Below are 24,376 nucleotides of genomic sequence, written 5' to 3' on the forward strand. Positions count from 1 at the left end.
GAGGTTTGAGGTTTTTACTCTCCTTACTGTGCGAAACTTGAATTATTTAAACAGGGCAAATATGTGTTCTGAATAAGTCAGAGCACTTTTAGCGAACTTTGGTGGTGCTTTTTGAACCGCCGAAGGTGGCTACGGGATTTGTGCTGCCCGGGACCTGGCCTGCTGTAAAAATTTTAACAATTTATTATTTTCAGCCTCATTATCAAATCCGGGGAACTTTTCTGTTTAGCCAAGTTTTTTTCGCAGCCATTTACGAACCGGCTCGTCATACCATTTCAAAGTGATATACGCCAGGAAAATTGCACTAATCAAAATAGCTAAGGCATAAGGCCAGGCCTGTACTATAGTTACGCCTTTATGATTGCTGATCCATGCCACGTAAAAATAAACCAGCGGATAATGCACCAGGTAAAGGGGATAGGATATATCGCCGAGAAACCTGCATACTCTGCTCTCCGTTTGGGTATGGACCTTACCGCCCGCGCCAAGATAAACGATAAGCGGAAAAATGATAATAATGCAAACGGACTCATAGATCCCGTTCATCCAAAGATGGGCAGCACCGCCGATGCGCGGCATATACAATACTATCGCTATTAAAACACTGCACCATAAAAATGCATACCTGATGCGGACGGGTTTAGCAATACGCGAAAGCAACAGGCCGGTAAAGAACGGGTATATGGTGCGGGTAATGCCCATGCGCACCTGTTCCACGTTAAATGTCCAGCCACCGCTTACATCTCCATTGGTGATTGCCAGGTGCACAAGTGCTACAGCTGCAAAGCATACTAATACCGACAATGTAGTTTTTGAAAATTTTCGTATCCAAACCGCGTAAAGAATATTGGCGACGTACTCAAAGAACAATGACCATCCTACGCTGTTAAGAGGATGCATTTCCTGCCAGCCGCGTATATCCAAAGACAGCGGTACCGGCAGGATGGTATAACCGATCAGCATCACCAGCAGCATCTTCCAAATCGGTATAGTATGAATGAGCGGCCACAGCGTAGAATCCGTAAAATAGAATCCGATAGCACCCAATGTCATGCCGAGGACTACCATTGGCTGAAGGCGCTCGATACGGCGTTTAAAAAAACTGCCGATTGTCATTTTATGCCAGCGGTCGTCATAAGCATAGCCGATAACAAAACCTGATAGCAGGAAAAAGAAATCGACAGCCAGGTACCCGTGATTAACTATGATATCCAGGTGACCGCTCCCCAGCGGTTCGGTTAGGTGAAAGGTAACTACGATGATGGCAGCAACACCACGTAAACCATCCAATATCGGGTAATGCGGTTTTGTGTTCAGTTTATTATTGTCCATGTATAAGATTAGAGTTAGCCCGTATATTTGGCCGGGTGCTAAAACAGGTATTTTGGATGATCAGCGGGTGCTTTTCTTTGTGTATCCACAGTGCAGGTGAGGCATATATGGGCCGGTAAGACCAATGACTTAAGTCGGTTAGATTGGTTCATGAATAGTATGTAATTGACGCCTTATCCAGATTGTAAAAGTAAGTAAAAGCGGTGCCGGGATATCTTCATATCGTGTCAAAATACACGCATATCGTCTCATTTTCGCATCTTTTTGTATCTGTCTTCAACAGATCCCTAATTAAATTGCCGCTAAAGTTCTGACAGAGAATATCAGGCGGTTCGCGATTAGTCCGGCCAGGCCCGACAGCTGATCAACGTCTCGTAAAAAACATATAACGTATTGAAATTAAATCAACCCGTAACAAATTCGTTTACGGGGTGATAATTTTTCAGACACTGGTTATAGCAGAATAATTTATCAGTTATTTATTTTCACTTCGCCATCTGTTACCTCGAACGGGATCCACAGATAACCGGATTTCTCCAGGTCAAGTTTATTCCACAAATCCCCCATGAAGATAAAATTTGAAGGTTTTCCGTTTACCGGCAAAACGTAATTTCCCTGTGCAAAGAATGTTTGTTCTGCATTAGTACCGCTGCAGGGGTTGCCTATCTCCTTCCATGGCCCCATGATACTGTCGGCAGTTGCATAAGATGCCGCGTTAGGGCTCCAACCAGAGCACCCTGAAGTGATCAGGAAATATTTATCCTTATTTTTGAAAAGCGCCGGGCTTTCGCGCTTTCTGTCGATCAGAATCCTGTTATAGTTTTCCGTTGGCTTCAGATAATCATCTGTCAGCAAGCAAACATGCATGGTGTTGTTATCTTCAGATGAATAAACAACGTAGGCTTTCCCGTCAGTATCCTTAAAAAGTGTCATGTCTCTCAGCATTTGGTTGTTTGGTTTGATGCTGCCCAGGTACGTGTATGGCCCTTCGGGCGAATCACTCTCCGCAACACCAGCCTTTGAATCCTGGTAATCATTTTTGTCATTATGAAACCACATCACAAATTTTTTTGTCTTCTCATTGTAAAGCACCTTCGGCCTTTCAATTACCCTGCCGGTATCCAAATCGCCCAATTGGTCACCTGTCACAGATTTCAGTGCTGTTCCGAGATTTTTCCAATGTTTCAAATCTGTAGACGAATAACAAGATACCCCTCCTGCGGGAACCCGGTAATCTTCCCAGTTTTGCCCGGGGACAAGCCAGGTTTTGCCTTTTTTAATTTCCCCAAACAGGTAATATACCTTATTGTAATAAAGTACCCCGGCTCCATGGGCATTAATGACGTTTCCATCGGTATCCTTAAAATCTCCGCCCGAAACAATATTTTGTGAATGCACCCGATTATTGAAAAATATGGATAAGATCAGGATCAGTACTGTATACTTCATATATTTTGTTTGCTATTTTAACAAGTAGGTTATTATAGTAAGGCTTTATGGGCCAGGCTTATGAATAAGGTTTAAAAATAGGTAAAAAAGGTGGCTGCAATTGGTTCGATGTACCTCAAAAAATTCACTTTCGAAGAATTGCAACACCGAACCGCATTCATCAGTGAACTTTACTCTTTTATATATTTGATTAACAGCTAATTATAGATAAAAAAGAAGAACAAGCGACCGATTTACCGTGCTTGCCCATTGTGGCTCCTGAGGCTCGGCAATTCTCGAACCAATTCATCGAAAAATTAAGAAAAATCGGAAATTTAGGTATGGAGTTTAATGATTTCTAAATTCTACACCTATTTCCCTTGCATTTCGTCAAAAGCCCCCTTTTACTTTCAAAAACTTTTAAGGTGACAATAATTTCTATTTTTTGTTGCACAATGTGAGGGATACAGGGCCGGTTAAAATATCTTTCTATAACTATCAGCAATAATTTATGCGAGCGCTGCTTCTAATTGCTGTATTCTTAAACGCTGTACTTTTATTTAATTTTGACTACGGCTTTGCCTTGGCGCGGCCGCTTTCTACATATCACTTTAACCACATTAATTTATTAATCAATAGTCGGCATTTCGCTGGTCAATTGCCGTACTAATCTTAGGTGGAATTACTTATACAATTTTACACAGCAGTTTCAACGGCGGAAAATCAGTGATTGGGCATCAATTTTCAGTTCAGGGGCGGAAAGATAAGCTGAATTCTGTAAAACAAATAACTACATAGGCTTTTAAAGAGGCTGAACCAAATTCTTTTAAACATGGAAGCGCTTGAGGATATTATTTAAATGTCAATAAAAACGAACAAATAATCAATTATCCAATGTCATTTAATTGCTTATCCAATATCATTTCCTGACCCCATGTTGCCATATGTATTAATAAAGGCCTGACGCTTTTCCCAAGCTCGGTTAAAGAATATTCTACGCGGGGTGGGATTTCTTTGAATTGCCTGCGATTGATCAATCCATCCACTTCCAGCTCTTTTAGTTGTTCGCTTAATACTTTTCTGGATATAGATGGCATCCGTACGGCTATTTCACCAAAGCGCCTGGTATGGTCCGATAGATGAAAAAGAATGATCGGCTTCCATCTCCCACCTATCAAAGTTATCGTAGCCGTTACCGGGCAAGGGTTATTTTCCACTTTATTTTCCATTAGTCACATTTAGGTTACCACTATTTTCCATTGTTACCAAAAGGTAACAGTTACTTTTTGATACCATCATTAGTAACTTTGTGTAACAAAAATAAATATTAAATATAAATTCAACAAATTATGATTTTAGTAACAGGTGCGACAGGGCATTTAGGAAATGCGGCAATCCAATCACTTTTAGAAAAAGGTGTTCCGGCTAATGAAATTACCGCTTTGGTAAGAGATGAAAACAAAGCAACTAATTTGAAGGATCGGGGTGTTCAGATAAAAATCGGGAATTACAATGACTACCATTCGCTTAAAGATGCATTACACGGAGTAGATAAACTCTTTCTGATCTCTTCCAACGATGTGACGGCTGATACGCTTTTGCAGCATAAGAATGTCATCAACGCCGCTAAGGAAAATGGTGTTCAGCACATCGTTTATATAAGTCAGGAAATTAAGGATGATGAGATAACAGCTATTCCATTCGTCATTCAGATTCATAGGGCTACGGCTGAGTATATCAAAGAGACCGGGGTTGTTTACACCATATTTAACGACTCGCTTTACGCAGATTCCATAGGAAAGTTTTCCGGGGAAACATTTTTGGAAAACGGTATTTTCTTTCCCGCTGGTGACGGAAAGGTCCCTTTTGTTCCAAGAACCGATATTGGGGAAGCTGCAGCAGTAGTGCTAACCACTCCCGGACATGATCATATGACCTACGCGATCACCGCTAATACCGCTTATTCATTTGAAGATATATCAGTCATGCTATCCGCTATCACCGGTAAGGAGGTTAAGTATCTTAAACCTGACCTTGATACTTACAGCCATGCGCTTATAAATGCCGGTGTTCCGAAAGAGGTTGTTGGATTCTTAGGCGCGTTTGCTACTGCCATAAAAAATGGTGAATTCGATACGAACCGCAGTCATCTTGAAATTTTATTGGGAAGAAAACCAATGGAATTAAAGGAATTTTTGAAAATCACTTACGGTAAATAAGTTCATTAAAGCCGGTTGCACGTAATAAACGATGGACAGGCTTAAATAACTGGTCGTTTTTTTATCACCTGCTTAGGGGGCACGACCAGATATGCGAATAAGGTAAAGGCTGTTATGATATTCTGTTAACAGCCTTTTCTCTTTTAAGAAACACTATTCGAGAGCTAACCGGTTAGTCTGAGAATCAGTGCTGCAGTGCCCTATTATTATCCATTTTATTAAGTCAAATTTCCAGCGCCTTCGTGCTTTACAACGGTAAATTTGATTATCTAATTCTCTCGTAATTTACGTTAAAACGTTCTATCATTACCCACTTTTGTATCATTATAGCAACAGTAATAAGCAGAGATTTGCCATTGAATTAAAAGAACATAAACAATGGCAAAAACAATTTTTATAACCGGCGCATCCCGCGGCCTGGGCCGTATATGGGCAGAAGCATTTTTAAAACGTGGAGATCAGGTGGTCGTAGCAGTAAGAAACCCGGATACTTTAAGCGAACTTTCTAAACAATATGCTTCAACATTCCTGGCCCTGAGGCTGGATGTGACAGACAAGGAAGCATGCTTTACAGCCGTCGCAAAAGCAAAAGCTCATTTTGGCACTATCGACGTATTGATCAATAATGCAGGCTACGGTCACACCGGGGCCATAGAAGAATTGGAAGAACAGGAGATCCGTACACAATTTGAAACCAATGTTTATGGTTTGCTTTGGGTGACCCAAGCCGTTATCCCGATCATGCGTGAACAAAAAGCCGGTCATATCATCCAGGTGTCAAGTGCGTTAGGGCTGCTCGCTTTCCCTACTTTAGGTCTTTACAGTGCATCCAAATTTGCGGTTGAGGGAATCAGTGAAGCCCTGGCAGCTGAAGTTGGCGGCTTCGGTATTAAGGTAAGCATACTGGAACCTAATGGTTTCATGACCGACTTTGCTACAACCTCCGGAATGCAAAGCAAACCGTTGGCTTTTTATGATGATGTCAGAGCCGGCCTTGCTGCCGGTAACAAAGCAGAGGACTGGGGCGTGCCGGAAGCAACAGCAGAGGCCGTCCTGAAGTTGGTTGATGCAGAAAACCCTCCATTGAGGCTGATCCTTGGCCGGGTTGGTATCCAGTGGATCAAGCACGTGTACGACCAACGGATGACAACCTGGGAAGAATGGCAGGACGTTTCTGTTGCCGCACAGGGGAATTAAAACCTTATATTAGCAGTATCCGGTTATAAGGATACTGCTTTGTCTTTCAAAAGCAAACTATGAACCACTTCGATAAAATAAGCAGTTTTAGCAAAGCCATCGGAATCAAAGCACCGGAACATCCGCTGTTCAGCATTTCTTTCGGTAATAAAGATGAGTGCGGAGGCGATGACATAGAATTCTCTGCTGATTTCTTTATTATTTCTTTTCAGCAATTGGAATCAGGAAACATTACGCACGGCAGAACAAAATTTGACCATGACCGGGGCAAGCTATTATTCGTCAAACCGCGGCAGACGGTCACCTTCAAAAATATAAAGTTAAAGGAAGAATGCTTTTTGATATTGATCCACGAAGATTTCCTGGCGGGCGCTGCGCTTCATCACGAAATTAAGAAGTATGGCTATTTTGACTATGAGACCAATGAAGCATTGTACCTGTCACCCAGTGAGGAAGAGGTCATCTGGAGCCTGGTTTCCATCATGGATAAGGAAAATCACAATAATAAGGACGACTTTACCAAAACAATTCTACTCAGCCACCTGACTACGCTGCTTAAGTACGCACACCGCTTTTACAAACGGCAATTTATAAACCGCGCCGAAATAACTGGTGCCATAGCAACCAGGTTCCATGACCTGCTCCGGACCTACTTCGAGACTAAAAAAATCCTGGAATCAGGGCTTCCTACGGTAAGTTTCATGGCAGAAAAACTAAATCTTTCCTCCCGCTATCTGAGCGATTCGCTTAAGCAGGAAACCGGAAAAACCGCCCTTGAGCTTATCCATCTTTATATCATTACCGAGGCAAAGAACTTATTGAAGGAGGGTAAATTGAATATCGCTGAGATCTCTTATTCGCTCGGATTTGAGAACCCAACTTACTTTTCCAGACTATTTAAAAAAGAGGCGGGGGTTTCGCCAAATTACTTTAGAGATCATCATTTAAATTAATAGCGTTTCACCGGAAATCGAGAAAATTTAAGCTTAAAACGCCGTTTCTAAACCTTTTTCGTACTTTTCTTTATTAAACCGATATAAAAAAGGTGACCGATGAGCGCCGATACTTTTTGTTTCCTGTAGCTTTTCAACTATTCCTAAAGCAAAAATTCGTTTGCTGAAATTTCTGTAGTCAAGTGTTTTTCCTAAAATAGTTTCATACAAACTATGTAAATCAGGCCCCGTAAATTTTTCAGGAAGTAAATTATAACCGATTGGATAATGTTCGATATATAAACGCATTGCTCTTTGCGCCTCCGAAATAATTAAATTGTGGTCAAACCCTGTTACTGCAATAAGTCCGGCAAAAGTTGAAATGCTATTGGACAACGCAATTACCAAATTAGTGCAACTTGACATAATCTATTGTAATTCAGGCATTAAAGTACAAAGAGAGATAATTGGTTCGATGTACCCCGAAAAATTCACTTTTGAAGACTTGCAACATCGAAACGCTAAGGTTGACTTTTTATTCCAACTTATCTATCAGATTAACAATAAATTACACGTAAAAAAAAAAGGCAAGCGACCGATTTACCGTGCTTGCCCATTGTGGCTCCTGAGGCTGGGCTCGAACCAGCGACCCTCTGATTAACAGTCAGATGCTCTAACCGGCTGAGCTACTCAGGAATCTAATCCGGTTTGGAGTGGGGCAAAGGTAAAAACTCGTCGGATATTTCACAATTTTTATTAAAAAAAAATGAAAATATTTTTCACTGGCTTTTTTAGCCGCTGATTCTGTGTTATTTAAACTCCAAAGACACATTATAGCATTTTTTTGTGCCGGTAATTTTTTCTGCTTGCCCCTTTTTCAGCCGCCAGGTTTCTGAAACCTGCTTAAATTACGTCTTCCTAAATGAAAATTGGTATCACAAATCGGCAGGGAAATCGCGTTTAGAATATTGTAGAAGAATTAAAAGCAGATAAGCGAAAAATTTACACACTAATTTTTCCGAATTAATCGAATTACACGAATTTTTAATATAGAAGGAATTTTAATTCGTGTAATTCGATTAATTGTGGCATATCTACAAGGTAATTCGTGTGAAAATTTCTCTCTGCGATTTCTTCCAATAATCACAATTATTTAAAAGCTTCCTTTGCACAAATCGGCACAGATGACTGATTATCCCTTAATTTTCACAATATTTGCGGCGAAAAAAAATAAATATCTTTACATGAGTTTGTTAGTTATTGGCACTGTGGCGTTTGATGCCATTGAAACCCCTTTTGGTAAAACCGATAAAATAGTAGGCGGTTCTGCAACCTTTGCAAGTTTAGGCGCTTCTTACTTTTATGATAAAATAAAAATTGTGGCAGTTGTTGGCGATGATTTTCCGCAGCACGAAATTGAGGACCTGCAAAAGCACAATATTAATACCGAAGGCCTGCAGATAAAACAGGGTGAAAAATCATTTTTCTGGAGCGGACGTTACCATAACGACATGAACAGCCGCGATACCCTGGTAACTGAGCTTAATGTATTGGAAGCTTTCGATCCCATTATCCCTGATAGCTACCAGGATTGCGAATACCTGATGCTGGGCAACCTTTCACCCCAGGTACAGCAAACAGTTATAGCGCGCCTTAAAAACCGCCCTAAGCTTATTGTAATGGACACCATGAACTTTTGGATGGATATTGCCCTTGATGAGCTTTTAAAAACCATTCAACTGGTGGATGTGCTAACCATTAACGATGCCGAAGCCCGCCAATTATCCGGCGAATTCTCATTGGTTAAAGCCGCCCGCAAAATATTAACCATGGGCCCTAAATACATCATCATTAAAAAAGGCGAGCATGGTGCATTGTTGTTCCATGAAGATAAGATCTTTAGTGCCCCCGCCCTTCCATTGGCCGAAGTATTTGACCCCACAGGTGCGGGCGATACTTTTGCCGGTGGTTTTATTGGCTATATGGCCAAAGTAGGCACCGTTAACTTTAACAACATGAAAAACGCCATCATTTTTGGCTCGGCTCTGGCCTCATTCTGTGTTGAAAAATTTGGCTCAGAAAGATTAAGAAACCTTAGTGAAGAAGAAATAGCCGCCCGGATCCAGGAGTTTGTAGGCTTATCCAAATTTGAATTGTAAGCGACTGTTTAAAAACATTGATATTTTGTGTAGAGAAGCATCAAATGCATCTCTACACAAAATATGTTTAATATGATTAAAGAGCTTCTCATATTAAAACGTCTTTTAAAATTCAATAATAACAGGCAGAATAGCCTGGCTTCGCCTATCCTTTCAACACTTCCCTGCTAATTACTATCTTCTGGATCTCGCTCGTACCTTCGCCTATGGTACAAAGTTTGGCATCGCGATAAAACTTCTCGACAGGGAAATCCTTGGTATAACCATACCCACCGAAGATCTGTACAGCCTCGGTAGCTGTGCGCACCGCTGTTTCAGAGGCAAAATATTTGGCCATGGCCGATTGTTTTGTGACCGGCAGGTGGCGGTTTTTCAAATCAGCAGCCTGCATTATCAGCAGTTCGGCTGCTTCAATTTCGGTAGCCATATTGGCCAGTTTAAATGCTATCCCCTGGAAATTACCAATGGGCTGTCCAAACTGGCGGCGCTCTTTGGCATAAGCAACAGCCGCTTCAAAAGCACCTTTTGCAATCCCTAATGAAAGGGCTGCTATCGAGATCCTGCCGCCGTCCAAAACTTTCATAGCCTGCTTAAAACCCTCTCCTTCAATACCCAGCAAATTTTCCTTTGGTACACGGCAGTTATCAAAAATAAGTTCGGTAGTTTCTGAAGCACGCATGCCCAGCTTATTTTCTTTTTTGCCATGGGTAAAACCCGGTGTACCTTTTTCAATAACCAGTGCCGAGATCCCGTGCGAATCGCCTTTATTCCCGGTACGCACCATCACTACCGCCACATCGCCCGATTTACCGTGGGTTATCCAGTTTTTTGAGCCGTTCACCACGTAATGCTCGCCGTCCAAAACCGCGGTAGTGTTCATACCCAGCGCGTCCGATCCGGTATTGGCTTCGGTTAGTCCCCAGGCGCCAAGCCATTCGGCAGTGGCCAGTTTGGGCAGCCATTTAAGTTTTTGCTCTTCATTGCCAAAAGCAAGGATATGCCCCGTACAAAGCGAATTATGGGCAGCAACCGATAAACCTATAGCACCGCAAACTTTGGCTATTTCACTGATCACGGTTACATATTCAAAATAGCCGAAACCGGAGCCTCCGTATTGCTCGGGCACAAAAACACCCATCATGCCAAGCTCACCCAATTGTTTAAATAAGTCGATAGGAAAAATCTGGGCCTCGTCCCATTCCATTACATGAGGTTTAATATAACGTTCGGCAAAGTCTTTGGCCATCTGGCCAACCATTTGCTGATTTTCGTTCATAGCAAAATCATACCCACCTGTTGACGGGGTATCGGTTAACAAAGCATCCATACATTTATAATTGGTTATTAGCAAAATAACGTATAAAAAATGAGATTGGTTTGCCCGTAAAAGCCTGCAAATCAAGAACGGTTTGGTATTGGGTATGAATTATAGGTTTAGTTGAAATAGAATGGTTTTGGGGGAGAGGAAACTGATGAAAAATATTTTTCAGAAATTGTTGAAGCGGGGACTAACCCTACAGTTCCATCGGAACTTCTGAAGCTTTAAGTTAACCTATCACCAAGGCGCAGATCCAAGGTGAGGTACATGATGCATAGTTGCCCTCCGGGGCCGAACATAAGATCAATAACAGGCAAATCTGGCGCAAAAGGGCAAACCGATACACTTTGCAGTAAAATACGGCTCATTTTTATGAGTTAATTCAAACCTTCGAAGCTCCTGATGAGACGGGAAGCCTGATAAAAATGACCGGACAATTTTTCATTCATCCTTATCAGGCTTTTCTTATACTAATCGTCATCGTCTGCTTTTTGAACGGCCTTTACAAAGGCTGCCCGTACCGGCGTGGGCACAATTGCATTTTCTCCTTTAATGGCTTTCCATATCATTTTGTTCATGATCTCATCTGGTACACGGTCAACGGCCGAAAAATCAAGCCCCCTGGCCATTGCTGCAAGCTTTGTGCCTTTAGGGTTAAGTTCATTAAGGTTAATATTTGAACGGAGGCTGTTAAATGGTTTGGTATCGGGCACTTTATTAAAACAACGCCACATGGCTGTAGCCGATGCATCATACTGGGTCATAGGCGGCAGGCCGAGAATCAGCTCGATGGTACGCAGCACAGATGACGTGGAATACATGGTATGGTCAACAAAGTTGCGTTTTACAAATCCCCCGGCCATGTATGCAGGCGAACGATGGGCGTCAACGTGATCGGGACCATTCTGTGCATCATCTTCCAGTATAAAAATCACGCTGTTTTCCCATATCGGGCTTTTGCTGATATGCTCCACTAACCGGCCAACGGCAAGATCATTATCCGCCACATGAGCAAAAGGTGTAGGCCTGCCCGGGGTGGTGCCCTCGGTATGGTCTGATAGCATCCGTATGGTATTTAGCCGCGGCAATGCATTGTTACGCATCAGCGAGTCAAAGTCATGTTCCCAGGCCTGGTACCGCAGGGTATCAGGGTCACGCAGGTCGCGAGTGGGATAGGCTTTTGTAAAATGATCTTTCAAGACAGGTATCTGGGGCGTGTTATCGGCATTGATAAATTCGCCATAAGTACGGAAAGTTACATTGAACCGGTTGGCCTGGTCCCAGATGTAGAGCTTATTTTTTGCGGTGAGGCCAACTGCACCCGGGCCGCGGCCGCCATAGCTGGTAGGCCAGTTTTTTTCCATATAATCAGTAGCATAAGCACCCAGGCTCCAGTTATGCCCGTCGGCGCTAACCTCGCCATCTACATAAAAATTATCCAGCAGCACAAAGTTTTCGGCCAAAGCATGGTGATTGGGCGTAATCCGTTTGCCAAACAGCAGCAGGCTGGTATCGCCATTGCCCTTCGGCATGTCTGACAGTACCTGGTCATACGTCCGGTTTTCCTGGATAACATAAAAAACATACTTTATTGGCGATGCAGCTCCTACTTTAGCCGGAATGGGATTGCCCTCTTCGCTGTAAGCCCCTGTTTCCTGTTCCCGGTGGTAAGGTGTATTATGAACTACTGCCTGCGAATAAACCGTCAGCTGCTTTTCTGTTGGCGTGGGAATAATGCTCAAAGTCCCCATTAATAAGCCGCCGCCGATATACTCCGTACGTGCTGGCCTGAATGGGTCGCCTCCATGCAGTACAACGGTTTGACTTTTGGCTGCCGGGTTAGGCCCATGCGGATTGGGCAGCGACGAAAAGCCTTTAGCATTGGCTACGTACAATTTATCATCTATAACACGCACAACGCTGGGATACCAGCCCGTAGGCACAAAACCAAGCGACTGACTGGCACCCGGTTTTGTTACGTTAAACACAGCCAGGCAGTTATTATCGGCATTAGCAATGTATAATGTTTTACCATCCTTACTCAGGGCTACCGAGTTACTGGTTGTTCCGCTAAGCGGCGTAGGCGATACTGCCGTGTTCAGGGTTTCCAGTACTTTATTTTTGCGCACATCAATTACCGATACCGTATTGTCGTTGGCGTTAGCTACGTACAGGTATTTTCCATTTCGGGAAATGCACAGGTCATTGGGATTATCCCCTACCGCAATGGCATCTGTGAGTTTATTTTCCTTTGTATCAAATATGGCTACTTTATCGCCCCCCCAAAGACTGATGTACAATTTTGACATATCGGGCGATAACAGGCAGGTATAGGCCTCTGTGCCCAATTTAACCTGCTGAATAACGGTTTTTGTTTTGAGATCGATAAGGTACAGGCTATTATCCAGTTTGGTAACAACGTATAAAACACCGCGCTTATCGTCAAGCGCCAGCCCGGCAGGTGAAATGGATGCCGAATTGGGCTTTTTGCTCCATGCTTCGCCCAGTTTTATGGTATCAGCTGCCAGCAGCTTATCGTTATTGATGGCATAGCGAATAATCCAGTTATTGTCACCGCCCGAGGCGTAGAGCGATTGCTCGTCTGCACTGAAAACCAGGCCACCCCAGGCTTTACTGATCAACACTTTGTCCAGTTCACGATCTGTACGTGCGTCTAAAAGCTGAATGGTTTGAACACTCTGGCCATTATTGGTAACCGCAGCATAATGATGGCTTTTGCTTACAGCGATATTCAGCGGCAGATCGCCCAGGGGCAGGCTCTTGCCAACAGGCGTTAATGACCACCCGTTGGGCAATTTTACCCGTTTATTTTCAATAGCGGCAAGATCTTGTGCCTGAACGAACCTGCTGCAGATAAGCAGCAAAACGATTAGGCATAGCATTTTTTTTGGTGACATAAGACAATGATATGCCGGTAAAAGTAGACCACCAATATTAATACATTATTAAATCAGGGACCCATATCATCAGCTTAATTGTAACAAAATCAATAGAAATCAGGTGGCATTAACATATATCAACTTTGTCGGTCAAAAAAAAGCGTAGTTCAAGCACGGTGTCAGGATTAGATAAATGTGAAGCCCCAACAAGACATGTTGCCTTTATGAGCTGATTTTATAGGTTAATTTAAATCTGCAATAAACCCTGATGGAACGGAAAAAGGGGCATCGCTGCCCCTTAATCTATTAACTAACCTTATGAATTGTACCCCAAAAAAGCCGATTAATTTACAGTGCCGTTTTTAACATCGATCTTAAACGAAGCAGGCTCAGGAAGCCAGAGCTTTCCATCTCCGATCTGGACAGGCATCCATAAATAACGGGAATCCCATTGTTCTTTCGGTTTCCAGATATCTCCGAGAAACAATACTGTGGTACCCTTCTTCCCGCTAACTTTAAGCAATAGTGTAGATTGCGAACCATAAGTATTTTCTTCCTTCGGCGCAATGTCTTTAAACTCCGACCATGGGCCTTCCAGGGTCTTTGCTGTGGCATAGCGATTGGGGTTTGGCCTCCAGCCGGTAAGCGCAGAGCCTATGGCGTAATAAAGGCCATTATAATGCACTATGGCCCCACCTTCCATATGTTCGGCTATCAGGCACATCTCCCGGTCAATACTAAGGCAATCTTCCGAGAGGCGAACAATATGAAACCCGAGCGGACGGTCTTCGAAAACAAGATATGGCGTGCCGTCATCGTCTATAAACTGGCCAATGTCCCGGCTTTCGTGCCCCAGGGGCCTGAAGCTTTTCAGGTATTTAAAATTACCATCAGGGCGGTCGCTTACGGCGATGCCAACCCGGGCAAACTTATAGGTTGCATTGTCAAGATGGAAATACATTACATATTGCCGGCTCTTTTTGCTGTAGAAAACTTTGGGCCTTTCCAGGATCCAGCGCTGCCCCAGGTTTTCAGGATCGGTCATTTGAACAACATCGCCTTTGAATGTCCAGTTAGTCAGGTCTTTTGATGTATAACAACTAACATAACGTTTATTTGAATCCAGTCCCCGCCGTCGTTCTTCGCCGTACCAGTAGTATGTGTTCTTTATTTTTATAATCCCCCCGCCATGCGCCTGGATATGTTCTCCCCGGTTATCGGGCCAAACTTCTCCCGGATTTATGCTTTTTTGATGCTGTGCATACAATTTGCCCGCAAACAGCAAAGCCACGACAGAAATAGTTATTCTTTTTAAAAGTATCGTTTTAATCATTCAGTGTTTTTTAAAAGTCAGGAAATCGTTTTTATGAAAGCACCAATTCTGTTGTGGCTATCTTGCTGCCTTCAGAAAGTTTAATACGCAGTTGATTGATTCCCCGGTGTACATGGTTAACAACCGACTGATATTGTAAACCCGTTACCTCAGCAATCTGATCGTAATTCCAATTGTCAAAATATCTTAAAAAGATCATCTCCTTTTGGCGCCTTGGCAAGGTATTCAAGGCAAGGGCAAGCATGTGCTCCACTTCTCTCCCGGTTTCTTCCAAAACAAGCACATCTTCCCTCGAAAAAACAATATCGATATCATGACTTGCGGATAAGCCTACAAACTCGGGCCGGGAGGCCTTTAAAAAATTAATGGCAAGTGACCGCGCTGATTTAAAGAAATAGTATTTAACATTTCTGATAGGTCCAAATGTTATCCTCCGCTCCCACATTTTTATAAACAGTTCCTGTAAAACGTCCTGGGCTGTAGCCTCATCTTTGATAATTTTATAGAGGTAGAAATACAAACCGGAATACAGTTCGTCATGTATCCTGCCAAAAGATTTGACATTTCCCTGGAGGGCTTCTTCCCACCATGTAGTTAGCTGGTTACAATTGTTCATATTGGCTTTAAAAACTGGTTTCTCTTTAAACTGGCCGTTACCGACTTTAGGAACCTAAGCTGAAAACCGATTTACATAATCGATTAAGTAAGTTTGCCTGCGGTTCTAATAACTGGTTTATATAAGCTAATATGAATAGATTTTATTCAGCAGATGGGACTCAAATTGGTCATTTATGTGGTATAAATTCGGCAATTTATCAATTTACTCAATTGATTAAGCAATGGAAAGAATACACACAAATAGCTAAATATCAATTAATTATGTTTTTTCTTTTCTTAAATACGGGTCTTTTTTGCTTAAGAAAATCTGATGGGTTAGCGCCAAACAGTTTAAAAAACTGATCGCGGAAGTATTTGATACTGTTAAAGCCTGTTTCAATGGCTACTTCATTGACATTCATATCCGACTGGATCAACAGCTCAGCCGCCTTTCTGAGGCGTATGTAGCGTATGAAGCTATTGACAGTATGACCAGACAGCGACTTAATTTTGCGGTAAAGATTTGAATGGCTCATGCCGATCTCTGAAGCCAGTATTTTGATGTTGAAATTCTCATCAGTAATGTGCTGCTCAACAATTTCGATACATTTTTCCAGGAAGTGCTTATACTCATCCGAAATAGTGACGTTAACCGATTTCAGGGTAATTGTATTATAAAAATAGCTTTGAAGGTTACTCCTGTTTTGCAGCAGATTGGCAATACGCGCTACCAGCACGTCCTTATCAAAAGGTTTGGAAATATAGTCGTCGGCGCCGCTTTCCAGGCCTTTGATCTTATTTTCGGCTGATGAGCTGGCTGTTAGCAAAATCATCGGGATATGGCTCAATTGCTGGTCCTGTTTAATGGTTGAGCAAAGTTCAATGCCATTTAAACCCGGCATCATTACGTCGCAGATAATGAGATCGGGTTGTTTTTCTTTCGCTTTCTGTAAACCGGCCAAGCCATTATCTGCCTCGTAAACCCTGTAACGGCTTTCAAGAATGGAACAAATGTAAGCCCGGATCTCGCTATCATCATCAATAACCAAAACCCTTTGTTTGTCGGTAAAAATCTTATCAGCTTCAAAATCAAGATCATTCATTTGACCGGCTTCAGCAATAGCCGGCTGGTCTTCTACCATTTCGCGGAGCAAGGGCGATAAATCAGCAGCATCGGCTGCTGCTGCCACATCCGGCGGATAATGAGCTGTGCCTTTTAACAGGGTTAAACAAAAATCAGAACCTTTGCCAGGCTCACTTTCAAACATTAATGAGCCGCCGTGATCTTTGGTAAACTGGCGGGCCAGGAATAAGCCGATACCAAAGCCCCCTTTTGCCGCCTGGCCATGCGCATTTGACCTGTAAAACTTTTCGAAGATATGTTTTCCCGCTTCCGGAGATATTCCCGGACCATTATCAATCACATTGATCACCACCTCATCTGCGCCCGATTGCAGGCCAACGCAAACGGCTTTCCCGGCCGGCGTATATTTAATTGCATTGGATATAAGATTAAACAGGATAATTTCAACCTTTTCCCTGTCTCCGTAAATCAGCACCGGCTCTTCCGGCACGTTTAATTCAAAGCTGATACCCGAAAGCCTGGCCTGCTGCACAAAACACAAAAACACTTCCCGGCAAACAAGGGTAATGTCCATCGGCGCAATTTGCAGGATCCCGGAGCCAGCATCGGCCTTACGAAACAGCAGCAGCTGATCAACAAGGCTTAACAGGCGCCTTGAATTACGATAAACGATATTAAGCTCCGCACGGTTCTCGGGACCAATTTTTGCAAGCAAATCCCTCACCGGATTGATGATGAGTGAAAGAGGCGTACGAAATTCATGAGAAACACCGGTAAAAAACTCTACGCGCCGGTCATTCAATTCGCGTTCCTTTTCCTGCAGGTCTCGCTGGTGTGCAGCAGCGGCGTTAGCCAGTTGCACCTCATATCTAAGCCGCGTTTCCCTGAACCTATAACGCAGATACCAGTAAACAACTCCCGCAAGCAACATTGCATAAATCAGGTATGCCCAGATGGTACGATACCAGGGAGGCAAAATAATGATATGAAGATGGATTTCACGGCCGATCCATTGGCCCTCGGCGTTGGTACAGTTAATTTTCAATGTATACGTACCGGGGGCTAAGCGGGTATAAAGCGCATTACGCTGCCGCCCTGCATAAACCCATCCCCTGTCCCAGCCCTGGAGCATATAACGATAACCGATCCTATCCTGTGCGGTAAATTCGATAGCAGCAAAACTTACGGCTACTGATGCCAGATCGTAAGGAACCTCTAACAACCGGATAACATTACCGGCATCCGTTTTAACATAGTCCGGATAGGTGCTTATTGGTTTATTATTAATTTTAATATCAGTTATGGCAATGTTGGGAGCATCATGCAGGGGCAGGATTGCCTGCGGATAAAACATCGTAACACCATTGATGCCCCCAAACGCAAGCTGACCATTATTGAGCCTTAGCGCCGCATTAAAGTTAAATTCGTTACTTGCCAGGCCATCACTTTCAAAAAAATTGGTAAAACTAACAGTTTTAGGATCAAAGCGGCAAAGCCCGTTGTAAGTGCTCAGCCACAAATGCTTTTGCGCATCTTCCAAAATGGCCAGCACAGTATTATTACTAAGCCCGTTACTGGTGGTATAGCGGTGAATTACTTTTTCCCCGGATGCCGAAAAATACAACAAACCAGCCTCTGTACCCAGCCACATGTCGCCGTTGTCTGCTTTCTGCATTGATCTTACCGCTTTACCTATCGGATAAAACTTATATGCATTGTTTTTTAGATCAATCTTATAAACACCTTCGAAATTTCCTGCCCAAAGGTTTCCAAAACGGTCTTCGCCCATAGACAGGATATTGGTCAATGCTGCATCATACAACCGGAATTGATTATTGTGCTTATCATATAGAAACAGCCCGTCCTGTAAACCGCTGGCCCAAAGATTCTCTGAATGGTCCCGGTATAGGCACCAGAACACTATGCGGTTAGCAACTCCCTGCCTGTCTACGCCCCGAAATGTAGTGAATGTATTGGAGCCCGGCTGGTACAGGTTAATACCGCCTCCATAAGTGGCAATCCAGGTCCTGCCTTCGCTATCCCCGGCAATGCTGGTTACAAAGTTTGAGCTCAGGGTGCCTGGCTGTGAGGCATCATGGCGAAAATTAATAAAGCGATGTGCCTGCCGGTCCCAAATGCTCAATCCCCCGCCATCGGTACCTATCCACAACCTGCCATCAGGGGCTTCATATAAGGATTTAACAAAGCTACTGATAAGGCTATTGGCGTTCAGATCATTATGCCTGATATTTATAAAACGTTCCTTTACCTCATCAATAACATTAATTCCCCCCCGCAACGTACCGATCCACTTTCTGCCTTCCCGGTCTAAAAATAAGGCATAAACAGCATCGCTTGAAAGTGAGTGTTCATCGCTCCCTGCGGGCAGATAGCTGATCTTGTTGCGTCTCTTATCCAGGATCTGGATCCCGCCGCCGTCGGTACTCACCCAAAGGGTACTATCGGGCATGGTTTGCAGGCTTGTTATACGGCCCGATTTGAAGGGGCCCGTAACTTCATCAAAAAGGCGGTCATATCGCCCTGTTCCGAAATCATAATGGTGCAGGCCCTGGGTTGTGCCTACCCATAAGCCATTGCCTTCGGGATAAATACAGGTAGCTCCGGTAACCGACGTGTTCAGTAACCTCAAAGTACCGTGTACGGCATCGTATTTGAAAAGGCCGGCGGCGCTGATCAGCACATAGGCCTGGTTGCCGGGCCCCACGTACAATGCGCCAACATTGTAACTCTGTACAGCTTTTCCGTTATTATAGTATGGTATAACACGGCCAGTTCGTTTTCCTTTATCCATAACGATGAGGCCGTTGGAGAGGGTGGCAATGAAGATACGCCCCGAACGGTCTGTTTTGATATCCCTGATAAAGGATGTAACGGGCGTTTCTTTGCCGGCCAAAATCACATATGCCGGAGAAAACTCTTCGGTTACCGGGTTTAAGATACTTATGCCCTGGCGCGTACCTACCCATAAATTATTGGCGGCATCCTCTGCAATACAATTAATAAAATTATGAATAATTGAATGTTGATTTTCGGGCTGATTACGGTAAATACGGAAGTCATATCCATCAAAACGGTTTAAGCCATCATAAGTGCCAAACCACATATAGCCTGAATGATCCTGGAAAATGCACCGCACTTCGCTATTGGAAAGCCCGTCTTTAAGGCCAAGCCGTTGAATATTGGGTAAAGCAAGCGCTGCAACTCCGCTATTGAACATAAGCGCTCCAAAAATAATTACACAACACCACCGTGCGGCTGTTTTAAATGGCCGCATACAGGAGGATACCGGTTGTTGAAGATTGCTCAATTTTAGTATACATGCCGCGAAGCATTGGTTTTGCTTCAAAACTGCCCAATCAGGTTTAATATTATTCCTGACGTTTCTTTTTAGGTTCCTGATTTATTTTCTGAACAATTGAATTCCAGCTTTTCTTGATCGCTTGTTCGTCTGCTTTCGGATTTTTTATCTGAAATAGCTCTAAGGGTTCCGCTCCGTTTCGCTTTTTTTTCATAAATCGATACACTATCGTGTCTGCACCCTGTAACATTTTATTCAAAACAAAAATATAATTATCTGACAAATAATGGGCATGTAATATACCTGCACCCCAATCAATCATTTCCCTCAATATTCCCTGCTATTTATCTTTAACAAAAAGGGCTTCCTTTCAGAAGCCTTATTATAACCAACTTAACTAAAACCGAACGGTTTATTAGGGGAGAGTTATAACAAAGACAACCCCAGGCAGGTTTGATACTCATTTTTTTTCATTTTTTTTATTTCGGATAAATTACACCGGTAACCTTGCAGATGAATCCCTGACGACCAGTTTGGTTTTCAATAAAATATTTTGCGAATCGATTATATGGTTATCCTGAAGCTCTTCCAATAAAATTTTGGTAACCCTGAGCCCGATCTCCGTTATAGGCTGGGCCACAGCAGTTATAGCAGGGTTAAAAAGAGCAAAATTGTTAATATCATCAAATACAGCAACACCGATATCTTTGGTAATTACCAGTCCTGATTCCTTCAGGGCCTGCAGGCCGCTTAAGGCGAGATAGTTGGTTGCAAAAAAAATGGCATCTATATCCTTTTTGCTTTTCAGCAGATTTTTAAGGTTCTGGACCGTTTTGTGTGGATCTTCATTATAAATAATTTCTTTTAGGATAGGCGGCAGCTCATGTTTTTGGAGGGCTGCCAGGTAACCGTTTACACGTTCATTCATTTGATCCTGACCGGCTGCAAGTGTAACCATGGCAATGTTACGGAAGCCGTTATCTATCAAATGTAAAACAGCAGCCTCGCTGCCGCGAAAATTATCGACAAGTACTTTAGAACATTGCAGATCCGGTGAAGCGCGGTCAAATACCACCACCGGGTAACCTTCGTTTACAAGCTGGTTAATATCTTCTTCCAAACCGGCTGTAGGCGCCAGAATGTACCCATCCACCTGGTAGTTTTTAAAAGTTTGAAGCAGGTCACGGGCAATAACGGTAGAGTTTTCAGAACTGCCATAAATAACACGGTAATCTTCTTTATAGATATGCTCTTCCACAACCCTTGCAATTGCGGAGAAAAAAGGATCGCTGATATCTTCCACAATCATTCCCACTGTTTTACTTTTCCCTGTCCGCAGGCTGGCTGCCAGCCGGTTTGGCCGGTAACCTACCTTTTCTACAAACCTCAGTATCTTATTTTCCAGCGCCACGCTGATGCCATATTGCCTCGCCTTGCCATTAAGCACGTAGGAAACAGATGCTTCTGACACTTTTAATGCAGCAGCAATATCCTTCAAAGCCAATTTTTTTTTCATTTCGCCCAAAGCTGGATCCTCCTTAAGTCAAACTAATACAATCATCAATAATGCCGAATACGGGGCGACAACAATAGTAAAGACAAGCAATGGCATAAAATATACTCAAAAGGATCAATGATTTAGTTCAAATCGTTCAAGGTTACAGGGGAATCGCGTTTAAAACATTGTAGAAGAATTAAAAGCGGATAAGCGAAAAATTTGATAACCACAATTATTTAAAAGCGACCTCCCTGGTTCAAGGCGCCCCACATTTGGGCACATCCACCCCGGCAAATACCGCTATTTTTTCCATATAGTTTTTTTATTGAGTATGGGAATCCGCCTTTATTGTCTTTTCTCTATACACTATTAAAACTTCTATGAACAAATTCCTGGTGCTGACATGTGCAGTCGTATTTTTATTAAAAACAGTCAAGGCAGAAATCATAACTTATAAAGCACCCGAAAGTAACTTGGTCAATCATACAATCAAGGTGGATGTGCAGCAGGGCAAAGGCACCTGGCGGCCCGTAGATGTATATACCGCCGATGTTGCTGCCCGTTTTGACACGCAACGTATTATTAAAAAAACAGCCTTTACTTATTTTGATTGTTCCGGTTCGGTGAGGTTGCGCGTTAAGCTAAACCAGGGGAATATTAAAGATGTAAGGATCAGGCCTGCTGCCTATGGTATTAAGCCCGAGGTTAAAGGCAACGTTGTGGAATTTGAATTAAGCTCGTCGCAATATGTTTCATTAGAGGTAAACGGAAATATTTTTGAAAACCTGCAGATTTTTGCAAACCCCATAGAAAGCAGCCATCCTGTAAAAAACGATGCGCAAACACTTTACTTCGGCCCGGGCATCCATAAAATCGGCCGGATGGTGATCCCCTCGGGTAAAACCGTCTATGTGGCCGGCGGCGCTATTGTTGAAGGCTCATTTGTTATAGATCATGCAGAGAACGTTAGAATTTGCGGCCGCGGAATCCTTACACAGCACCCGGTGCAGGGCGACAGCGTTATATCCCAAAATACTACAGGAACGCTCTCAAAATTGAGGAATGACCATTTGATCATCCAATACAGTAATAATATTACTGTTGATGGGATCATTGAAATACCAACGGGTTATTCTATTTTGATGGGCGAATCGAAGCATGTAAAAATAAGCAATTTCAAAGCTTTTAGCGCCGGTGGCAATGCCGATGGTATCGATATCTTTTGCAGCCAGGATATTAAGATCGATCACATCTATATGCGAAACTCTGACGATTGTATTGCTATTTATGGTCACCGCTGGAACTATTACGGCAACACCTCTGACATTACAGTTGATAACGCCGTTTTATGGGCAGATGTAGCCCACCCCCTGCTGATAGGCACCCATGGCGATACTGAACACCCTGACACTTTACAGAATATCCGGGTTCAGAATATGACTGTACTTGACCATAATGAAAACCAGCTTGATTACCAGGGCTGCATATCACTTAATGCCGGCGACAGCAACCTGATCAGGAACGCCAGTTTTGAAAACGTGGAGATTGAGGATATCCGCAAGGGACAACTGTTTAATTTAAGGGTGATGTATAACCGGAAATACAACACCTCTCCCGGGCTGGGCATTGAGAACATATTGTTCAGAAATGTCAATTATAACGGGAAGCGGGCAAATATGTCTGTAATAGCCGGCTACGATGACAAACGCGGCATCAGGAATATTATATTTGAAAACCTGAAGATAAATGGCACCCTGATATTTGATAAGATGCCGGGCAAACCCGGCTTTTATAAAACGAGCGATATGGCTAATATATTTGTGGGTGAACATGTGGATGGGACCCAATTTCTGCGCAAGGATTGAGCGGGATAAATGTAAGAAGGGCATCATCAGCGAAATGAATTTAAGCAAAGCCAGGGCAGCAATAATTAAACAACTCCCGTTTGGTCAATTATGAAGATGAAATTGAAAATTGCAATTGCAAAACACCTTGTATTATTCTTTATCTGCTGCACACCTCTTGCAGGTGTATTTGCTCAAAACAACCAGGGAGTACCTGCTCCCAAGCCGTTATTTCGCGACCCTGTATATGATGGGGCCGCCGATCCAACCGTAATCTGGAACCGCAGCGAAAAGAAATGGTTTATGCTTTATACTAACCGCAGGGCAAATGATACCACCATTCATGGTGTTGCCTGGGTACACGGCACCCGCATTGGCATTGCCGAATCTGAAGATGGAGCCAACTGGAAATACCGTGATACTGCAGATATAGGCTATCGCCCGGACCCAGGATATACTTTTTGGGCTCCGGAAGTGATTGATCATCAGGGATTGTACCACATGTACCTTACTTATGTTCCCGGCATTTTCACCAATTGGAACCATCCTCGCGTCATCATCCATCTTACCAGCAAAAACCTGCTGAACTGGAAATATGAATCGACCCTAAAACTGGTGAATGAAAAGGTAATAGATCCATGTGTATTGCAATTACCTGATGGCACCTGGCGCATGTGGTATAATAACGAAACAGACCGTAAATCGATCTTTTTTGCTGATAGCCGTGACCTGTACCACTGGACCGACGGCCGGAAAGCGGTGTTCGACCAGCCCGGCGAAGGGCCGAAAGTTTTCAGGTGGAAAAACAAATATTGGATGATCACTGATGTTTGGAAAGGGCTTGCCGTTTATTCTTCAAACGATCTGGAAAACTGGGCCCGCCAACCGGGCGGTGATCTCCTGGCAACACCCGGCAACGGTAATGACGATGGCGCCATTGGCCATCATTGCGATGTAATTGTAACACCCGCGGGCCGGGCCTATATCTTTTATTTTGTACATCCCGGCGATGGCGCAGTAGCCGGTAATACCACCAAATATGACAAACAACGCAGCAGCTTACAGGTAGCCGAACTCAAATTAACTGATGGCAAATTAACCTGCAACAGAAACGAAATAACAAACATTATTTTAAAGTAGCGGGGGGGACTAACAAAATGTACCCCCTGGTACGCTACGGCGGCTGTTACCATCTTCTTCTCCCAACCTTAGCTCC

18 protein-coding genes and 1 tRNA gene are annotated in these 24,376 nt (G+C 43.3%); 6 read left to right on the plus strand and 13 right to left on the minus strand.

Translation table 11 applies throughout. From position 1 onward, the window contains the following. Positions 1 to 225: 225 nt before the first annotated feature. From SNE26_RS17810 to SNE26_RS17820, 3 genes are all read right to left on the minus strand, one after another. The gene (locus SNE26_RS17810; RefSeq protein ID WP_321555270.1) at positions 226 to 1,332 is read right to left on the minus strand and encodes an acyltransferase; all 1,107 of its coding nucleotides are present in this window, start codon (positions 1,330 to 1,332) and stop codon (positions 226 to 228) included. A 471-nt stretch (positions 1,333 to 1,803) separates the two neighbouring features. Then, positions 1,804 to 2,781 (minus strand): glycoside hydrolase family 43 protein, encoded by a 978-nt coding sequence (locus SNE26_RS17815; RefSeq protein WP_321555271.1) that lies wholly within the window; start codon positions 2,779 to 2,781, stop codon positions 1,804 to 1,806. 866 nt (positions 2,782 to 3,647) lie between these two features. Next, positions 3,648 to 3,989 (minus strand): helix-turn-helix domain-containing protein, encoded by a 342-nt coding sequence (locus tag SNE26_RS17820; RefSeq protein WP_321555272.1) that lies wholly within the window; start codon positions 3,987 to 3,989, stop codon positions 3,648 to 3,650. A gap of 120 nt (positions 3,990 to 4,109) precedes the next feature. Between SNE26_RS17820 and SNE26_RS17825 the strand changes: the two genes are divergently transcribed. From SNE26_RS17825 to SNE26_RS17835, 3 genes are all read left to right on the plus strand, one after another. Further along, entirely contained in the window at positions 4,110 to 4,979 is an 870-nt protein-coding gene (locus SNE26_RS17825) for an SDR family oxidoreductase (RefSeq protein WP_321555273.1), read from the plus strand. A 378-nt stretch (positions 4,980 to 5,357) separates the two neighbouring features. Then, a complete protein-coding gene (locus SNE26_RS17830) occupies positions 5,358 to 6,176 on the plus strand; it encodes an SDR family NAD(P)-dependent oxidoreductase (protein ID WP_321555274.1) in 819 nt (272 codons plus the stop codon). A 59-nt stretch (positions 6,177 to 6,235) separates the two neighbouring features. Continuing rightward, entirely contained in the window at positions 6,236 to 7,129 is an 894-nt protein-coding gene (locus tag SNE26_RS17835; RefSeq protein WP_321555275.1) for a helix-turn-helix transcriptional regulator, read from the plus strand. A 33-nt stretch (positions 7,130 to 7,162) separates the two neighbouring features. Here the strand turns inward: SNE26_RS17835 and SNE26_RS17840 are convergent, their stop codons facing one another. Continuing rightward, positions 7,163 to 7,534 (minus strand): hypothetical protein, encoded by a 372-nt coding sequence (locus SNE26_RS17840; protein ID WP_321555276.1) that lies wholly within the window; start codon positions 7,532 to 7,534, stop codon positions 7,163 to 7,165. Positions 7,535 to 7,727: 193 nt separating this feature from the next. After that, positions 7,728 to 7,804 (minus strand) — tRNA-Asn (locus tag SNE26_RS17845). 548 nt (positions 7,805 to 8,352) lie between these two features. Here SNE26_RS17845 and SNE26_RS17850 point away from each other — a divergent pair. Beyond that, on the plus strand, positions 8,353 to 9,267 hold the full coding sequence (locus SNE26_RS17850; RefSeq protein WP_321555277.1) for a PfkB family carbohydrate kinase: 915 nt from the start codon (positions 8,353 to 8,355) through the stop codon (positions 9,265 to 9,267). A 145-nt stretch (positions 9,268 to 9,412) separates the two neighbouring features. On the opposite strand, the gene SNE26_RS17855 is transcribed toward SNE26_RS17850, so the two are convergent. The 8 genes from SNE26_RS17855 to SNE26_RS17890 all read right to left on the minus strand — a co-directional run bounded on the left by SNE26_RS17855 (position 9,413) and on the right by SNE26_RS17890 (position 21,334). Then, a complete protein-coding gene (locus SNE26_RS17855; protein ID WP_321555278.1) occupies positions 9,413 to 10,594 on the minus strand; it encodes an acyl-CoA dehydrogenase family protein in 1,182 nt (393 codons plus the stop codon). A 215-nt stretch (positions 10,595 to 10,809) separates the two neighbouring features. Further along, positions 10,810 to 10,953, minus strand: coding sequence for a hypothetical protein (locus SNE26_RS17860; protein ID WP_321555279.1), 144 nt, complete (start codon positions 10,951 to 10,953; stop codon positions 10,810 to 10,812). A gap of 102 nt (positions 10,954 to 11,055) precedes the next feature. Further along, on the minus strand, positions 11,056 to 13,503 hold the full coding sequence (locus tag SNE26_RS17865) for a bifunctional YncE family protein/alkaline phosphatase family protein (RefSeq protein ID WP_321555280.1): 2,448 nt from the start codon (positions 13,501 to 13,503) through the stop codon (positions 11,056 to 11,058). A gap of 325 nt (positions 13,504 to 13,828) precedes the next feature. Then, positions 13,829 to 14,818, minus strand: a complete 990-nt coding sequence (locus SNE26_RS17870) for a family 43 glycosylhydrolase (protein ID WP_321555281.1) — start codon at positions 14,816 to 14,818, stop codon at positions 13,829 to 13,831. 31 nt (positions 14,819 to 14,849) lie between these two features. After that, entirely contained in the window at positions 14,850 to 15,434 is a 585-nt protein-coding gene (locus tag SNE26_RS17875; RefSeq protein WP_321555282.1) for a sigma-70 family RNA polymerase sigma factor, read from the minus strand. 253 nt (positions 15,435 to 15,687) lie between these two features. After that, on the minus strand, positions 15,688 to 19,737 hold the full coding sequence (locus SNE26_RS17880; protein WP_321555283.1) for a two-component regulator propeller domain-containing protein: 4,050 nt from the start codon (positions 19,735 to 19,737) through the stop codon (positions 15,688 to 15,690). A gap of 151 nt (positions 19,738 to 19,888) precedes the next feature. Next, on the minus strand, positions 19,889 to 20,149 hold the full coding sequence (locus SNE26_RS17885; protein WP_321555284.1) for a hypothetical protein: 261 nt from the start codon (positions 20,147 to 20,149) through the stop codon (positions 19,889 to 19,891). 162 nt (positions 20,150 to 20,311) lie between these two features. Then, positions 20,312 to 21,334, minus strand: coding sequence for a substrate-binding domain-containing protein (locus SNE26_RS17890; RefSeq protein ID WP_321555285.1), 1,023 nt, complete (start codon positions 21,332 to 21,334; stop codon positions 20,312 to 20,314). A 362-nt stretch (positions 21,335 to 21,696) separates the two neighbouring features. On the opposite strand from SNE26_RS17890, the gene SNE26_RS17895 reads away from it, so the two are divergent. Beyond that, positions 21,697 to 23,181 (plus strand): glycosyl hydrolase family 28 protein, encoded by a 1,485-nt coding sequence (locus tag SNE26_RS17895; protein WP_321555286.1) that lies wholly within the window; start codon positions 21,697 to 21,699, stop codon positions 23,179 to 23,181. Between the two features lie 96 nt (positions 23,182 to 23,277). Beyond that, complete coding sequence (locus SNE26_RS17900; RefSeq protein WP_373695582.1) at positions 23,278 to 24,300, plus strand: family 43 glycosylhydrolase; 1,023 nt, start codon at positions 23,278 to 23,280, stop codon at positions 24,298 to 24,300. Positions 24,301 to 24,376: the final 76 nt, after the last annotated feature.

Origin of the sequence: Mucilaginibacter sp. cycad4 (assembly GCF_034263275.1) — a bacterium.
Taxonomy (GTDB): domain Bacteria; phylum Bacteroidota; class Bacteroidia; order Sphingobacteriales; family Sphingobacteriaceae; genus Mucilaginibacter.

Coding starts and splice junctions, on each gene's coding strand:
- SNE26_RS17870 (WP_321555281.1), bottom strand. CDS start 14,818: ATGATTAAAACGATACTTTTAAAAAGAATAACTATTTCTGTCGTGGCT.
- SNE26_RS17900 (WP_373695582.1), top strand. CDS start 23,278: ATGAAATTGAAAATTGCAATTGCAAAACACCTTGTATTATTCTTTATC.
- SNE26_RS17815 (WP_321555271.1), bottom strand. CDS start 2,781: ATGAAGTATACAGTACTGATCCTGATCTTATCCATATTTTTCAATAAT.
- SNE26_RS17850 (WP_321555277.1), top strand. CDS start 8,353: ATGAGTTTGTTAGTTATTGGCACTGTGGCGTTTGATGCCATTGAAACC.
- SNE26_RS17810 (WP_321555270.1), bottom strand. CDS start 1,332: ATGGACAATAATAAACTGAACACAAAACCGCATTACCCGATATTGGAT.
- SNE26_RS17855 (WP_321555278.1), bottom strand. CDS start 10,594: ATGGATGCTTTGTTAACCGATACCCCGTCAACAGGTGGGTATGATTTT.
- SNE26_RS17825 (WP_321555273.1), top strand. CDS start 4,110: ATGATTTTAGTAACAGGTGCGACAGGGCATTTAGGAAATGCGGCAATC.
- SNE26_RS17860 (WP_321555279.1), bottom strand. CDS start 10,953: ATGAGCCGTATTTTACTGCAAAGTGTATCGGTTTGCCCTTTTGCGCCA.
- SNE26_RS17880 (WP_321555283.1), bottom strand. CDS start 19,737: ATGTTCAATAGCGGAGTTGCAGCGCTTGCTTTACCCAATATTCAACGG.
- SNE26_RS17895 (WP_321555286.1), top strand. CDS start 21,697: ATGAACAAATTCCTGGTGCTGACATGTGCAGTCGTATTTTTATTAAAA.
- SNE26_RS17820 (WP_321555272.1), bottom strand. CDS start 3,989: ATGGAAAATAAAGTGGAAAATAACCCTTGCCCGGTAACGGCTACGATA.
- SNE26_RS17840 (WP_321555276.1), bottom strand. CDS start 7,534: ATGTCAAGTTGCACTAATTTGGTAATTGCGTTGTCCAATAGCATTTCA.
- SNE26_RS17835 (WP_321555275.1), top strand. CDS start 6,236: ATGAACCACTTCGATAAAATAAGCAGTTTTAGCAAAGCCATCGGAATC.
- SNE26_RS17830 (WP_321555274.1), top strand. CDS start 5,358: ATGGCAAAAACAATTTTTATAACCGGCGCATCCCGCGGCCTGGGCCGT.
- SNE26_RS17865 (WP_321555280.1), bottom strand. CDS start 13,503: ATGTCACCAAAAAAAATGCTATGCCTAATCGTTTTGCTGCTTATCTGC.
- SNE26_RS17890 (WP_321555285.1), bottom strand. CDS start 21,334: ATGAAAAAAAAATTGGCTTTGAAGGATATTGCTGCTGCATTAAAAGTG.
- SNE26_RS17875 (WP_321555282.1), bottom strand. CDS start 15,434: ATGAACAATTGTAACCAGCTAACTACATGGTGGGAAGAAGCCCTCCAG.